Origin of the sequence: Marivita sp. (assembly GCF_048006345.1) — a bacterium.
GTDB lineage: Bacteria > Pseudomonadota > Alphaproteobacteria > Rhodobacterales > Rhodobacteraceae > Marivita.
Genome location: NZ_CP180351.1, coordinates 350,174 through 363,964 on the forward strand (window position 1 = coordinate 350,174; position 13,791 = coordinate 363,964).

Below are 13,791 nucleotides of genomic sequence, written 5' to 3' on the forward strand. Positions count from 1 at the left end.
CTATGACGGGGCGGATAGTGAAGGAGAAACCATGGCCAAGGAAGACACGCTCGAATTTCCCGGTGTCGTCAAGGAACTCCTGCCTAACGCGACATTTCGGGTCGAGCTTGAAAACGGCCATGAGATCATCGCGCACACGGCAGGCAAGATGCGCAAGAACCGGATTCGTGTTCTTGCAGGCGACAAGGTGCAAGTCGAAATGACGCCCTACGATCTGACCAAGGGTCGGATCAACTACCGCTTCAAGTAAGCGATTCATGAAGCTGATCCTTGGCTCCGGCAGCCCCCGGCGGCGGGAGCTTTTGGCTCAGATCGGGGTGGAGGCGGATGACATCCGCCCGCCCGATATCAACGAAGATCCCCGTCCCGGTGAGTTGCCGCGCCCTTATTGCGTGCGGCTTGCGCGTGAAAAGGCATTGGCGATTCCCGCAAGTGACGACGAGATCGTTCTGTCTGCTGACACCTCAGTTGCCTTGGGGCGGCGCATTCTGGGCAAACCAGCGGATGCCGCAGAGGCCGCGCAGTTCCTTTATGCGTTGTCCGGGCGCAGGCACCGGGTTGTGACGGCGGTGGCTGTCCGGCGGGGCGACAAGCTTTGGGAACGGGATGTGGTCACGCAGGTGAAGATGAAATCGCTCAGCGATGCCGAGGTGAACGCATACCTTGCCAGTGAAGACTGGCGCGGCAAAGCGGGGGGCTATGCCATCCAAGGGCCGGCTGGCGCGTTTGTGCCGTGGATCAGCGGCAGCTTCAGTGCCGTGGTCGGATTGCCGCTGGCAGAAACCGCGAACCTGCTCGTGGCTGCAGGCTATCCGCTATACGGGGTGTCGGAATGAAGGGTCGTCTGATTGCGTTGGATCACGTCGGAGACCGCGAGGCCGCGGCGCTGATGGTCGATGGAGTGGTCGAAGATCTGTTCTTCGACACCGACCAGCCCGCACCGGGCACGATCTACCGCGCGATTTGCGAACGTCCGATGAAGGGGCAGGGCGGGATGTTCCTGTGCACGCCCGACGGGTCAGCCTTTGTGCGGCAGGTCAATGGCTTGTCGCCGGGTCAGGCACTCTTGGTACAGGTCACCGGCTATGCCGAGCCGGGCAAGGCAATTCCCGTGACGAACAAGGTACTCTTCAAGAGCCGCTATGCCATCGTCACGCCGGACGCGCCGGGGATCAACGTCTCGCGCCGGATCAAGGACGAGGATGCGCGCGAGGACTTACTGGCGATTGCGCATGAAATTATGGACGCGGATGGGTTCGGCCTGATCTTGAGGTCCTCGTGTGAAGGTGCCGATGCGGACGAGATCGCCGACGACATCGCGGCGATGGCCGATCTGGCCGTCAAGGTCATGGCCGATGCCACAGGCGACGCGGAAACGCTGACCCTTGGTGACGGGCCACATCTGCTCGCGTGGCGCGAATGGACGGACAAGGCCGAGATCGACAGTGCCGATGGCAGTTTCGACCGACACGGCATTCTGGATGTGCTCGACGGTTTGAAGGCGCGGGATGTGCCCTTGGGCGGATCGGCGTCGATGGCCATCGAGCCGACACGGGCGCTTGTGGCGGTGGACGTGAACACAGGCGGTGACACCAGCCCGGCGGCGGGTCTCAAGGCGAACCTTGCCGCGGTTAAAGACCTGCCGCGCCAGTTGCGGTTGCGGGGCCTTGGTGGGCAGATCGTGATCGATCCTGCCCCCACAGCCAAGAAAGACCGCCGCCAGATCGAAAGCGCTCTTCGCAGCGCGCTCAAGCGCGACAGCGTGGAAACCGTGTTCGTGGGGTGGACTCCGCTGGGGCATATCGAGTTACAACGCAAGCGTGACCGACTTTCCCTGAGCGAGGTGCTGACATGAGCTGTCCCATCTGCGGCAAAGAGACGAGCCCCGACGCCCGCCCGTTCTGTTCGAAACGCTGCGCAGATGTCGATCTGGCGCGGTGGCTGAACGGGAACTATGCGGTGCCGTCGAACGACCCCGAAGACATCGAAGCGGCGATCGAAGCTGCTGAACAGGCGGCTGCGTCTGCGGACAAGCTGCACTAACGGGTTGTCTCAGCCGACCTGCGTGATACCGCTTGGTCATGACTGGTGCGACCTCTTCTTCTTTTGACCCATTGATCCGCTCGGCGGGTCTGAACGCTGTGCTTGTCAGCTTTGGCGATGCGCTGACCGAGCCGGCCAATCGCGCGGCACTGGCCTTTTCCGCGGCGGTCGCACACGCCGGGATCGACGGCATCGAAGAATGTGCGCCGTCCTTGGTGTCGGTCTTTGTGCAGTTCGATCCGCTGCATCTGAGCCTGGAGGCTGTGACCGCCAAGCTGACCGCGCTTCTGGCCGAACAGGACTGGTACGCAGCACCCATGCCCGAGGGGCGGCGGTTCATCCGGGTGCCCACGGTCTACGGCACCGACCTTGCGCCACAACTTGAGGAAGCGGCACAGGCGGCCGGGCTTTCTGTCGAAACTGCCATCGCCCAATTGTCCGAGGCGCGCGTGCGGGTGCAGACCATCGGATTTGCTCCCGGCCAGCCCTATCTGGGCCTTTTGCCCGAAGCCTGGAACATCCCGCGCCAGACCGCGCTGACCAAGGCTGTGCCCGAAGGCGCGTTGGTTGTGGCGATCCGGCAGTTTGTCCTGTTCTCGGTGGCCAACCCCACAGGCTGGCGCCATGTCGGGCAAACCGCGCTGCAGCTCTTCCGGGCGGACAACGACACACCCTTTTTCCTGCGTCCGGGGGATGAGGTGCAGTTCGTAAAGGCCAGTCCCGATGTGCTGGAGCGGCACAAAAATGATCCCGACGGTGGTGCTGTGATCGAGGCGATCCGATGACCCGTGCCCTGAACGTGCATCGCATCGCGCCCGGAGCTACGGTGCAGGACCGGGGCCGCACCGGATACCGCGCCTTTGGCGTGTCACAGGGCGGGGTGGCTGACCCGCTGGCCTTGGCCGAGGGGGCAGCCCTGCTGGGGCAATCTGTCGATTGCGCAGCCTTGGAATTGCCCGGGTCCGGTGGGGTCTTTGAGGCTACCGAACCGCTCCGCATTGCCCTGACCGGCGCGCCGATGCGGGCGACATTGGATGGCGCACCGCTTGCCTGGAACGCGTCCCATGCCCTTCCTGCCGGGTCCCGGCTTGAGATCGGCGGTGTAACGGCCGGCAGTTACGGGTATCTGCATGTTGGCGGCGGGTTCGACCTGCCTTTGCAGCTTGGGTCGAGATCCGCGCATCTGGCGGCTGGGGTCGGGACGGCGGTGCAGGCGGGGGACAGCTTGCCTGTGGGCGAAGACACGCGCAGCGGCGTCGGGCTCTGCCTGCCGCAGGACAGCCGGTTCGATGGTGGCGTGCTCCGCTTGGTGGAAAGCTTTCAAACCGCCTTTTTCGATCCGGCAACACGTGACCGCTTTACCGAAACCACGTTTACGCGGGACGCCCGCGCCAACCGAATGGGCATGCGGCTCGATTCTGCAGGCGAGGGCTTTGCCACCAGCGCGGGGCTGAACATCCTGTCGGAATCGATTGTGCCGGGCGACATTCAGATCACCGGCGATGGCACGCCCTACCTGCTTTTGCGCGAAAGCCAGACGACCGGGGGCTATCCGCGCATAGCCACGGTGATTCCCGCCGATTTGCCACGCGCGGTGCAAACCCCATCAGGAGGGGTTTTGCGGTTCCGTTTCGTGTCGCGGGATGACGCGTTGGAGGCGGAACGCAAGATGCGCGACCACCTGCGCGCCCTGCCGAAACTCTGCGTGCCATTGGTGCGCGATCCATCGCAGATCCGCGATCTGCTGAGCTATCAATTGATCAGTGGGGTCACGGCAGGTGATGCCCCGGACGAAAAGGAGTGAGCCATGCATGTCGATCTGAACGCGGATATGGGAGAAAGCTTTGGGCCCTGGCCCATGGGATCGGATGCAGCGCTGCTTGACGTGATCACCTCGGCCAATGTCGCCTGCGGGTTTCACGCGGGGGACCCGGACGTGATGGTGCAGACCATGGGTCTTGCGGTCGCAAAAGGCGTTGGCATCGGGGCGCATCCGGGCTTTCCCGACCTGCAGGGCTTCGGGCGGCGGCGGATGCATCTGAGCCGCGACAGCTTGCGAAATCTCGTGCGATATCAACTGGGTGCGGCGCAGGCGATGGCACGATCCGCTGGCGGAGAGGTGCGGCATCTGAAGCTTCACGGGGCGCTCGCCAATATGGCGTCCGAGGACGTGGCCATGGCGACCGCGTGTTACGAAGGCGCCCTGTCCGTGGACCCGGATATCATCGTGATGGTGTTGGCCGCGACACAGCAACAAGATGCGGTCGAGGCGCTGGGCTGTCGCTGGGCGGGCGAGATTTTCGCGGATCGGGCGTATAACGACGACGCGACTCTGGTGGATCGGAGCCTGCCGGGTGCGGTCATTCACGATGCGGATGTAGCGGGGCAGCGCATGGTCGATATGGTCAAGGCCGGTGCGATCATCACCGAAAGCGGCAAACACATTCCAGCGGCGGTGGACACGATCTGTCTGCATGGCGACGGTTCAACAGCGGTGCAGATCGCACGCACCGTGCGCAGCGCACTGGCCGACGCCGGTGTCACCCTGCAACGGTTTGCGGGGCGTCAGGGCGCGATCAGCAGGACCTGAACATCCGCCACATTGGTGCCGGTGGCGCGGGTCATCAACAGGTCACCGGCTGCTGCTAGGGCCGCATAGCTGTCGTTGTTCGCCAAGAGCGCTGTGACGTCCTGACCTGCGGCTGCGATCCGGGGCAGGGTGCCTGAATCGACCACTCCGCCTGCGGCATCGGTCGGGCCGTCGCGGCCGTCGGTGCCGCCTGACAGGAAGACCCATTTCGCGGTCATTTCCGGGGCTTGGGTGGCAACGCGCAGGGCCAGTTCCTGATTGCGCCCACCCCGTCCCGTGCCGGTAAGCTTGACCGTGGTTTCCCCCCCAAACAGCAGCGCTGTGGGTTCGGGGCGGGCGATAAGTTCGGCGAGAACCACTTTGGCCGCATCGCCCACGTCACCGGTCAGGGCATCGCTGACAATGCGAGCATTGAGGCCGATGTTCCGCGCCTCGTCCAACATCGCTTCGAGCGACAGTCGGTTCGATCCGACAAGCGTGTTGGTGACGTCGGGCAGAGGAGGCGGCGTCTCGTGTTGTGCCTGTTCAAGATGGGTGCGAATCGAAGCCGGTGCTGCCTCCCAGATCCCTGCGGATTTGAGGGTGGCAATGGTCTCGGCTGCTGTTCCAATCGGGCTGACCGTGGGGCCAGAAGCGATGGCTCGCAGATCGTCGCCGATCACATCGGACAGCAGGTAGGGATAGACTGGGGCCGGAGCGGCGTAGCGTACGAAGCCACCACCTTTGAGCAGGCTCACCTGTTGGCGCACAAGGTTCATCTGCACGATGTCGAGCCCCGCAGACAGCAGCAGGCCGTTTAACCGCGCCTTGTCGGACAGGCTGACGCCTGGCGGAGGCGCCGGCAATAATGCAGAGCCGCCCCCCGAGATCAGGGCAACAACACGGTCGGTCTCGGTCGCTTCAGTCAACACCTCCATCACCCGTTGCGCCGCACGTGCGCCAGCCTCGTCCGGTACGGGGTGTCCCGCGCGCAGGAGCTCGGCCCCGTCGAGGGTCGCGTCGTTCTCGTGATGGGTGACTGCAAGGGCGACATGGGCGTCCGGCATGGCTGCCATGGCTTCGCGCAACATGGCGGGCGCGGCTTTGCCGATTGCGATCAGAAACGTCCGTCCCCCGGGTTTCTGAGGTGGCACCGGAGATTGGGTCAAACCGCGTCTTACAGCGTGCGCAGGGTCTGCGGCTGTCACAGCGGCGTCAAACAACAGCCGGGCTTGGGTGCGGAGCGTGTCGATTTCGGTCATATTGAGATTAGGGCTGTAATTTCCATGAAAGTCAAATGCTTGCAGAAGCAAGCTTATGCATCGCATTCAAATGTACATTTCGGGTAAAGTGGTGGGCGACCCTGGAATCGAACCAGGCGTGCGTCTCCGCGAGGGAGTTACAGTCCCCTGCCACACCTTGCGGCCTGTCGCCCACTTAACCAAAGGCCCTGCCCTTGGCGTGAGCGGGTGATTACAATTGCCCCCTTGCGGCGTCAACAGGAAAATCCCATCAAGCGACAGGTACAAAAACCGGGACAAGAAAGGGGCTGTTATGGTCAAAAAACCGAAATGGGTGGTGGCCAAGGAACAGTCCAAGAAGGCGGCTGCGGCTGAAACCGTGTGGCTGTTCGGGCTGCATGCGGTGCGCGACGCGCTGGTCAATCCGAACCGCGAGAGGCTGCGTTTGGTGGTGACTCGCAATGCGATGGACAAACTGGCTGATGCCATCGAAGCCGCTGGAATCGAACCCGAAATAAGCGATCCGCGCAGGTTTGATGCGCCCATCGATCCGCAATCGGTGCATCAGGGCGCGGCGCTTGAGGTGAAACCTTTGAATTGGGGACGTCTCGAGGATGTGGCACTTGGCGGCCCTGACGGGCCTCCGCGTGTGGTCATGCTCGACCGGGTGACCGATCCGCACAATGTGGGGGCTGTTCTGCGCTCGGCGGAAGTGTTCGGCGCCTCCGCCGTTGTGGGCACGTTGCATCATTCCGCACCGGAAACAGGTGCGTTGGCCAAAACGGCGTCGGGCGCGTTGGAGCGCCAGCCATATCTGCGGGAGCGCAACCTTGCTGACGCGATGGAGCGTTTGCGATCAATGGGTTACGTCATCTTCGGTCTGGATGGCGAGGCGGAGCAGACGATTGATGAGGCGCTTGCTCCGGTCCGCGACAGGCCGATTGCGCTGGTGCTCGGGGCCGAAGGGCCGGGGTTGCGGCCCAAGACAAAGGAAACCTGTGACGCCTTGGTGAAAATTCCGTTCGCGCGGGCGTTCGGGTCTTTGAACGTGTCGAACGCGGCGGCGGTGGCGCTTTACGCCGCACGGGCGTGAACTTGCGGTCAGGGCATGGCGTGCCAATATTCCTGACGAAGGAGACGCCATGCCCCACGGAACGAAAATCGCCACCTGCTGTTATTGCGGAACCCGTGCGGCCCTTGTTTTGACAGGGGAAACCCGGCACGAGCTAAGCTGTTCGGCCTGCGGTGCACCTTTGCACGACATGAAGATGCTCCGCGCCGAGGTAGCAGAGAAGCAGGGTGCGACACAGCATCGGCACGTGAGCCGACCCAAGACAGCGCCAGCGCCTTTTCCCGCCTGGGATCGTGATGCAAAGGAATTGAAGAAGAAAAAGCCGAAGAAGCGAAAGACACTGGCGCGGCGGTTTTTCGAAGAAGCGTTTGACGTGATCGAAGATATTTTCGACTGATCTGTCCGGTCCGACAGTGTGTTTCATGCGGTTCTGGCCCAAAAACTCCGGTTTTCGCTGCTTTTTCGTCGATTTGAGCGCAGTCTGGCATGAACCGTACCGGTAGCTGTGTCGCACCGTACTGATGATCCGTACGGGACGTTCTACTGGTCAATTGCAACGCCGTGTTTTAAGTGCCCAAGGGCAATGACGGAGGTCCGCGTGACGACATATGAAAACCCCGGTCCGGTCGAAGAGAACTGGAAAGACGCAATCTCTTCGGTGGAAGAGATCATCGAAGATGCGCGCAACGGCAAGATGTTCATTCTTGTCGATCACGAGGATCGCGAAAACGAAGGCGACCTGGTGATTCCCGCGCAATGGGCAACACCGGACGTGGTCAACTTCATGGCGACCCACGGGCGCGGGCTGATCTGCCTTGCCATGACGTCGAAGCGGATCGAAGAGTTGGGGCTCCAGCTCATGTCGACCAACAATTCGTCGCGGCATGAAACTGCGTTCACCGTGTCGATCGAGGCCCGCGAAGGGGTGACCACCGGGATTTCTGCGGCGGACCGGGCGCGCACCATTTCGGTGGCGATCGACGGCACCAAAGGCGCGCCTGATATTGCAACGCCGGGGCATGTGTTTCCGTTGCGGGCCAAGGATGGTGGCGTGCTGGTCCGCGCGGGTCATACCGAAGCGGCGGTAGACGTGTCGCGTCTGGCCGGGTTGAACGCGGCGGGTGTGATCTGCGAGATCATGAACGAAGACGGGTCAATGTCCCGTCTGCCGGAACTGGTGGCGTTTGCGCAGCGGCACGGTTTGAAGATCGGGACGATCAGCGACCTGATCGCCTATCGCCGCCGCCATGACAACCTTGTGCGCGTGCGCAAGGAAGAGACCATCACGTCCGAATTCGGTGGTGTGTGGCAGATGCGGATCTACACCGACGAAACCCACGGTGACGAACATATCGTGCTGACCAAAGGCGACTTGTCGGGGGATGAACCGGTGCTGGTGCGGATGCACGCGCTGGATCCGATGCTGGATGTGGTTGGTACGGGGCCAAAGGGCCGGGCGGATGAATTCCAGCACGCGATGCAAGCCGTTGCCGAAGAAGGGCGAGGCGTTGTTGTTCTGCTGCGCGACACGTCGATGAAGCTCGACGTTGGGGACGAGGTGTCGCCCAAGACACTCCGGCAATACGGGTTGGGGGCACAAATTCTGTCGTCGCTTGGATTGTCGAAACTGACGCTGCTGACAAATTCCCCAACACCGAAAGTTGTCGGCCTGGATGCCTACGGGCTTGAAATCGTTGGCACGCGCAAGATTTCGGAGCTGGGCTGATGGCCGCGTCCGTTGAACATTACACGTTGGCACGGCCCATATTCGACAAGCCTGTTAAGCTTTTGATAGTCGTTGCGCCGTATTACAAGGACATCGCGGATCAGCTGATTGCCGGTGCGCGGGCCGAGATCGAGGCATGTGGCGGCACACATGAGCTGGTCGAGGTTCCCGGCGCGTTGGAGGTTCCGACGGCTATCGGCATTGCAGAACGTATGTCGAATTTCGATGGGTACGTTGCACTGGGCTGTATCATTCGTGGCGAGACCACGCATTACGACACGGTGTGCAATGACAGCTCGCGTGGGTTGACCCTGCTTGGGCTGCAGGGGCTGTGCATCGGCAATGGCATCCTGACGGTCGAGAACATGGCGCAGGCGGAAGTGCGGGCGCAGGCGGACGGTCAGAACAAAGGCGGCGGGGCTGCGGCTGCTGCCTTGCACCTGATCGCGCTCAGCCGTAAATGGGGCTCTGCCCGCAAGGGGGTGGGGTTTGTCCCCGCCAAGGACGAATACCAGATCTCTGGTGACACCAAGGACCCGAACATCGCATGAGCCCTGCTGCCAAGCCGCCGAAAAAGGTGGATGAGAAACGCCAGAAACGGTCGGCATCGCGGCTTTATGCCGTGCAGGCGCTGTTCCAGATGGAACATTCGGGCCAGACGGTCGACAAGGTGGCGGCAGAATTCCTTGACCATCGGTTTGGTTTGGCGCAGGTTGATGGTGAAGAATTGGTCGAAGGCGATGTCGACCTGTTCCGCCGGATCACTGAGGAAGCGGTGAACTGGCAGGCCAAGATCGACCAGATGACCGATCGGGGCCTTGTGGCGAAGTGGCCTATCGCGCGGATTGATCCGACGTTGCGGGCGCTGTTCCGCGCAGCTGGCGCCGAGCTTGTGGCGACGGAAACACCGCCCAAGGTCATCATCAACGAGTATGTGGATGTGGCGCGGGCGTTCTTTCCCGAGGGCAAGGAACCGCAATTCGTCAATGCCGTTTTGGATCACATGGCGCGCGAGGCACGGCCAGAGGCGTTCTGACCCTTGGCTGCGCGGATTGAGTGCTTTGATATCTCGGTCCAGCGTCCTATCTGTTGTTCACCGACGAGAGGTGGCGCATGCCCGACCTGATCAAAATGTATATCCGTCAAACAGCCATCGGGTTCGCCTTGTCGGCGGTGTTTGTGACGCTTCTGCTTTATTTCAATATCGTGAACCTGTGGCATCTGGTGACGCATACCGATGTCGGGCTGCTCGCGGTGTTTTTGCTGTGGCTGTTCAACGGCATCGTCTTTGCGGGGGTTCAGTTCGGCATTTCCATCATGTTGATGAAATATGACGACGAAGATGACGACGATGACGATCATCGCGGCATGCCGGTCGGGCTAACCCCAATCCGTGTCGAAGCCCACGCGCCGCGCGGGCAAAATCGCCAGATTTCAAGAAGATAAGCGGCGGGAACCACGGCAACCGTGCGGTTCTCTCATTCCCGAGGACCTGTATGTACAGGTGGGCGTCGGTTAACCGGACCAGGGCCCGGACAGAGCCAACTCCCTCGGAATTGCTTAAGGCCACCGGAATGCAACCTGTCACGCATAGCGCAGAAACCCGCCAGCCCATGAGGTAGGCGCGAAGAGCCTCCGTGACAAGGGGTATTTCTGGTCAGCAGCGACGATGTCTTGATTTTTGTTCACACTTTGTTCATGTGTGTTGGGTATGACCGTCTTACCTGATCAACGTATCGGCGTATGTGCCGACTTGCAGCCCGGACAAGTTCTGGCGCGGGGGGTGTGCCGCCACCTTGCGAGCCACGGCTTTTCGGTGATCGAGGAATTCGTGCCGGATCGCGGTATGCGGGTCGATGTGATGGCGTTGGGGCCGAAAGGCGAGATCTGGATCGTCGAATGCAAATCCTCGCGCGCGGATTTTCAGTCGGATCAGAAATGGGAAGGCTATCTTGACTGGTGTGACCGCTATTTCTGGGCGGTTGATCTGGAGTTTCCGTCAGAGCTTTTGCCGGTCGAAACCGGCCTGATCATCGCAGACGGGTATGACGCGGAAATCGTGCGGATGGCCCCCGAGGACAAGCTTGCCGGAGCGCGGCGGAATGCGCTGATCCGAAAATTCGCCACCCATGCGGCGCGCCGACTGCACGCACTTCGTGATCCGGAGGCAATGCTGAGCGCTTGGGCTTGAGACGAAAGACTGCGGCAAAGGCATAGAAAGATTTGGACAAGAAAAAATCTTGATTGCTATTTTCCGGATTTCGGCAAATCTCGCCGTTAGAGCGACATGTCTTTTTCCTTCTTCCTCAAGCCTTTTTTGCGGAGCATCCCGATGCCCATTCCCGGCGACCTGTTCGCCCCTCATTTGATGATCTGTTTCGGTGTCGACGTGGATTTGCCAGGTGCGGTTTCCGCGGACAACAAGATCGAATTTCGTGCGCCTTTGAAAGGCATTGCAAAATATGCAGGGCGCAGCCTGGGGCTTGGCAAGCTTAAGGGCGAATGTGCCACTGGGGTGCAATCCGCGCTTTGGCTGAACGGGGTCAAGATCGGCGGGACGCGCAACTGGAAACCCGGGCGAAAGGTCAAAGGCAATGACGTTTCGCCGGGGACGGCAATCGCGTCGTTTCGCGACGGGGTGTATCAAAACGATCATGCCGCGATCTTCGTAAAACAGGACGCCGACGGGATCACCGTCTACGATCAGTATAACAAGCCGCCGAAGCCGTGGGGCGTGCGGGTCCTGAAGTTCGGAACAAAGCGAAAAAACGACTATTCGAATGATGGCGAATTTTTCTACACCATCGTTCTGAACTAAGAGAGCAAATGCGGCTTACTTGCGCTTGGGTTTGACCTTGCGGGCGGCGGTGGCGGCGAGGCGGATTTCCTCGGCGATTTCGTCTGCCTCTTCAGGGGAAAAATCCATCGGGATCTCGATGCCATCTGCCAGAATGAACAGGCGCACCATGCCCAGATCGGTTGGGCCGATTTGGAGGTTGGCTTCGATGTCGCGTTCGGTGTTGATGCCCATGACAGGTCTCCGGCGGGATGGAAGGTCAGGACATGGCCCATAGCGCTGGGGGGCTTGTTTTGCAAGATGGAGCCGGGGCAGAGTGCCAGCATGTCTGACGGTGTTTCCCTTCGCAGCTATGATCCCGGTGATTTCGACTGGCTGGTCGACCTGCATGGCCGCCATTACGCCGAGGCGGAGGGGTTTGACGAGACGTTTGCGCCGCTGGTGGCGACAATCTTGCGGGATTTCGAAGCCGGGCACGACCCGAGCTGTGAACGCGGCTGGATTGCGGTGCGGGATGGTGCGCGGCTGGGCAGCATCTTTTGCGTCCGTCTGGACGACATGACGGCCAAGCTTCGGCTGTTCATTCTGTCGCCCGAAGCGCGGGGCATGGGTCTGGGCAAGCGGATGCTGACCACCTGCATGGGATTCGCACGCATGTGCGGGTACACTGGGATGCAGCTTTGGACGCATGAAAGCCACGCAGCCGCCTGCGCACTCTACCGCGCCAATGGCTGGCGCTGCACATCGTCCAAGCCGGTGCACAGCTTTGGCGTCGATCTGGTGGAACAGGCGTGGGAAGTCACGTTGTAGCGGCAGATGGGTCTTGCAAAGGCTGGAACCTGCCGTTATTTCGCCCCTCAGTGCCGACATAGCTCAGTAGGTTAGAGCGCTTGATTGTGGATCAAGAGGTCCCCCGTTCGAGCCGGGGTGTCGGTACCATCCTCACTTTGTTTCGATGTCGATGGTCTGTATCAGACGTCCGCTGTCGCGGGCAAAGATCAGGATTTGATCATCCTCGGTCACCACGGCGTACCAGTTGCGCGCTTGTGTGAAGGCGGTGGCGGTTGTGCCGCTCGGCAGGGTGATCGTATCGGGCAGGGGCGTGGCACTTTGATTGTAGCGGATGACAATCAGTGCAGTGATGAGTATGACCCCCCCGATCATAGTAGCGGTCAGGACCGTCACCAGTCGCCGCAGGAAACGCAGGTTGGCCGGTTCCGGGGCCTGATCTTCGGGGGCGTTGTCCATGTCTGACTCCATTCTGCGCGTGACCATCGGGGCCGAGCCGCCGCCGCGCCTTGATAAGGCCTTGGCGCGCGACGTGCCAGAGGAGGCGGCGCTGTCGCGAACACGGCTGGCCAAGCTGATCGACGAAGGTGCGGTGCGGCACGCAGGTCAGGTGGTGACCAATCCCAAGATCAGCGTGACCGAAGGGGACGTGATCGAGATCGCGCTGCCTGAAGTGACGGAAAGCCATATCGAGGCGGAAAAGCTGCCGCTCGACGTGCGATATGAGGACGATGACCTGATCGTGGTCATGAAACCAGCGGGCATGGTGGTGCATCCGGCACCGGGCACGCCTGATGGCACGTTGGTCAATGCGCTGCTCCACCATTTTGGGGGCAAGCTGTCGGGTGTGGGTGGTGTTGGGCGGCCGGGTATCGTGCACCGGATCGACAAGGACACCAGCGGGTTGCTGGTGATCGCCAAATCGGATCGCGCACATCACGGGCTGGCGGACCAGTTTGCGGCGCATAGTGTCGAACGGCTTTATCTGGCTCTGGTGCATGGGCATCCCGACCCTGCCGATCCCCGTTTGCGTGGAGTGCGGGGCGTGTCGATCGAACCGGGTGCGGTGATCAAGGTCACCAGTGATCTCGCGCGGCACAAGACGGACCGTCAGAAACAGGCGGTGTTTTTCGGGCATGGCAAACATGCGATCACGCGGGCGCGCGTGCTGGAGGTGTTTGGTACCCCAGCACAGCTGTCGCTGGTGGAGTGTCGGCTTGAGACCGGGCGCACCCATCAGATCCGGGTGCATATGGCGCATGCCGGGCATGGGCTCATCGGTGATCCGGTCTACGGCGGAAGACGCAAGGTGGCCAAGGGCGCGCTGCCGGATGAGGCGATGGTGCGTTTGGCCGCGTTCGACCGTCAGGCGCTGCATGCGGCGGTTTTGGGGTTTGAGCATCCCGTAAGCGGTGAAACCATCCGGTTCGAAGCCGCGTTACCCCAGGACATGGATGATCTGATCACAAGTTTGCGTGGCTGAAACAATCGTCCCATGTGCGTGAGCGCACTGACATGCCGCTTACAACCGCGTCGGTGTGCGTTAAATTGGAT

Annotated in this window: 20 protein-coding genes and 2 tRNA genes; 18 read left to right on the top strand and 4 right to left on the bottom strand. The window is 61.3% G+C overall.

All coding sequences use genetic code 11. The features are described from left to right. Positions 1-31 precede the first annotated feature (31 nt). Genes infA through ACMVPR_RS01855 form a run of 7 tightly spaced genes read left to right on the top strand, consistent with a single transcriptional unit; the run spans position 32 to position 4,633 of the window. Positions 32-250, top strand: coding sequence for a translation initiation factor IF-1 (infA, locus tag ACMVPR_RS01825; protein ID WP_005978431.1), 219 nt, complete (start codon positions 32-34; stop codon positions 248-250). A 7-nt stretch (positions 251-257) separates the two neighbouring features. Beyond that, complete coding sequence (locus ACMVPR_RS01830; RefSeq protein WP_416881461.1) at positions 258-836, top strand: Maf family protein; 579 nt, start codon at positions 258-260, stop codon at positions 834-836. After that, positions 833-1,855, top strand: a complete 1,023-nt coding sequence (locus ACMVPR_RS01835) for a ribonuclease E/G (RefSeq protein WP_416881462.1) — start codon at positions 833-835, stop codon at positions 1,853-1,855. The genes ACMVPR_RS01830 and ACMVPR_RS01835 overlap by 4 nt, the downstream gene beginning before the upstream one ends. Further along, complete coding sequence (locus ACMVPR_RS01840; RefSeq protein WP_300583275.1) at positions 1,852-2,043, top strand: DNA gyrase inhibitor YacG; 192 nt, start codon at positions 1,852-1,854, stop codon at positions 2,041-2,043. Before ACMVPR_RS01835 ends, ACMVPR_RS01840 begins: the two co-directional genes overlap by 4 nt. A gap of 38 nt (positions 2,044-2,081) precedes the next feature. Continuing rightward, the gene (locus tag ACMVPR_RS01845; RefSeq protein WP_416881463.1) at positions 2,082-2,828 is read left to right on the top strand and encodes a 5-oxoprolinase subunit B family protein; all 747 of its coding nucleotides are present in this window, start codon (positions 2,082-2,084) and stop codon (positions 2,826-2,828) included. Beyond that, positions 2,825-3,847: a biotin-dependent carboxyltransferase family protein gene (locus ACMVPR_RS01850; protein ID WP_416881464.1), complete on the top strand. Its 1,023-nt coding sequence runs from the start codon at positions 2,825-2,827 to the stop codon at positions 3,845-3,847. The genes ACMVPR_RS01845 and ACMVPR_RS01850 overlap by 4 nt, the downstream gene beginning before the upstream one ends. Positions 3,848-3,850: 3 nt before the next feature. Continuing rightward, positions 3,851-4,633: a LamB/YcsF family protein gene (locus ACMVPR_RS01855; RefSeq protein WP_416881465.1), complete on the top strand. Its 783-nt coding sequence runs from the start codon at positions 3,851-3,853 to the stop codon at positions 4,631-4,633. On the opposite strand, the gene ACMVPR_RS01860 is transcribed toward ACMVPR_RS01855, so the two are convergent. Both ACMVPR_RS01860 and ACMVPR_RS01865 read right to left on the bottom strand, forming a co-directional pair. Then, complete coding sequence (locus ACMVPR_RS01860; RefSeq protein WP_416881466.1) at positions 4,609-5,874, bottom strand: glycerate kinase type-2 family protein; 1,266 nt, start codon at positions 5,872-5,874, stop codon at positions 4,609-4,611. The genes ACMVPR_RS01855 and ACMVPR_RS01860 overlap by 25 nt on opposite strands. A gap of 89 nt (positions 5,875-5,963) precedes the next feature. Further along, a tRNA-Tyr gene (locus ACMVPR_RS01865) sits at positions 5,964-6,047 on the bottom strand. Between the two features lie 119 nt (positions 6,048-6,166). On the opposite strand from ACMVPR_RS01865, the gene rlmB reads away from it, so the two are divergent. The 8 genes from rlmB (at position 6,167) to ACMVPR_RS01905 (ending at position 11,469) form a co-directional block, all read left to right on the top strand. Further along, complete coding sequence (gene rlmB / locus ACMVPR_RS01870; protein ID WP_292265557.1) at positions 6,167-6,946, top strand: 23S rRNA (guanosine(2251)-2'-O)-methyltransferase RlmB; 780 nt, start codon at positions 6,167-6,169, stop codon at positions 6,944-6,946. 49 nt (positions 6,947-6,995) lie between these two features. Beyond that, on the top strand, positions 6,996-7,322 hold the full coding sequence (locus tag ACMVPR_RS01875) for a hypothetical protein (protein ID WP_416881467.1): 327 nt from the start codon (positions 6,996-6,998) through the stop codon (positions 7,320-7,322). A gap of 186 nt (positions 7,323-7,508) precedes the next feature. Then, entirely contained in the window at positions 7,509-8,651 is a 1,143-nt protein-coding gene (gene ribB / locus ACMVPR_RS01880; RefSeq protein ID WP_300583257.1) for a 3,4-dihydroxy-2-butanone-4-phosphate synthase, read from the top strand. Continuing rightward, positions 8,651-9,202, top strand: a complete 552-nt coding sequence (locus ACMVPR_RS01885; RefSeq protein ID WP_416881468.1) for a 6,7-dimethyl-8-ribityllumazine synthase — start codon at positions 8,651-8,653, stop codon at positions 9,200-9,202. Before ribB ends, ACMVPR_RS01885 begins: the two co-directional genes overlap by 1 nt. Further along, a complete protein-coding gene (gene nusB / locus ACMVPR_RS01890) occupies positions 9,199-9,687 on the top strand; it encodes a transcription antitermination factor NusB (RefSeq protein ID WP_300583252.1) in 489 nt (162 codons plus the stop codon). Before ACMVPR_RS01885 ends, nusB begins: the two co-directional genes overlap by 4 nt. A gap of 77 nt (positions 9,688-9,764) precedes the next feature. Then, a complete protein-coding gene (locus ACMVPR_RS01895) occupies positions 9,765-10,097 on the top strand; it encodes a hypothetical protein (RefSeq protein WP_416884600.1) in 333 nt (110 codons plus the stop codon). A 265-nt stretch (positions 10,098-10,362) separates the two neighbouring features. Next, on the top strand, positions 10,363-10,842 hold the full coding sequence (locus ACMVPR_RS01900) for an MmcB family DNA repair protein (protein ID WP_416881469.1): 480 nt from the start codon (positions 10,363-10,365) through the stop codon (positions 10,840-10,842). Positions 10,843-10,983: 141 nt separating this feature from the next. Beyond that, the gene (locus ACMVPR_RS01905) at positions 10,984-11,469 is read left to right on the top strand and encodes a BPSL0067 family protein (protein WP_300583245.1); all 486 of its coding nucleotides are present in this window, start codon (positions 10,984-10,986) and stop codon (positions 11,467-11,469) included. A gap of 15 nt (positions 11,470-11,484) precedes the next feature. On the opposite strand, the gene ACMVPR_RS01910 is transcribed toward ACMVPR_RS01905, so the two are convergent. Then, positions 11,485-11,682 (bottom strand): DUF6324 family protein, encoded by a 198-nt coding sequence (locus ACMVPR_RS01910; protein WP_292265566.1) that lies wholly within the window; start codon positions 11,680-11,682, stop codon positions 11,485-11,487. 90 nt (positions 11,683-11,772) lie between these two features. Here ACMVPR_RS01910 and ACMVPR_RS01915 point away from each other — a divergent pair, with 90 nt between their 5' ends. Then, entirely contained in the window at positions 11,773-12,258 is a 486-nt protein-coding gene (locus ACMVPR_RS01915) for a GNAT family N-acetyltransferase (protein ID WP_416881470.1), read from the top strand. Between the two features lie 52 nt (positions 12,259-12,310). Beyond that, positions 12,311-12,387: transfer RNA gene (locus ACMVPR_RS01920), tRNA-His, on the top strand. A gap of 3 nt (positions 12,388-12,390) precedes the next feature. Here ACMVPR_RS01920 and ACMVPR_RS01925 read toward each other — a convergent pair. Further along, on the bottom strand, positions 12,391-12,696 hold the full coding sequence (locus ACMVPR_RS01925) for a DUF6476 family protein (RefSeq protein WP_416881471.1): 306 nt from the start codon (positions 12,694-12,696) through the stop codon (positions 12,391-12,393). Between ACMVPR_RS01925 and ACMVPR_RS01930 the strand changes: the two genes are divergently transcribed. Continuing rightward, complete coding sequence (locus ACMVPR_RS01930; protein WP_416881472.1) at positions 12,695-13,720, top strand: RluA family pseudouridine synthase; 1,026 nt, start codon at positions 12,695-12,697, stop codon at positions 13,718-13,720. The two genes, ACMVPR_RS01925 and ACMVPR_RS01930, sit on opposite strands and share 2 nt — an antisense overlap. Positions 13,721-13,791 lie beyond the last annotated feature (71 nt).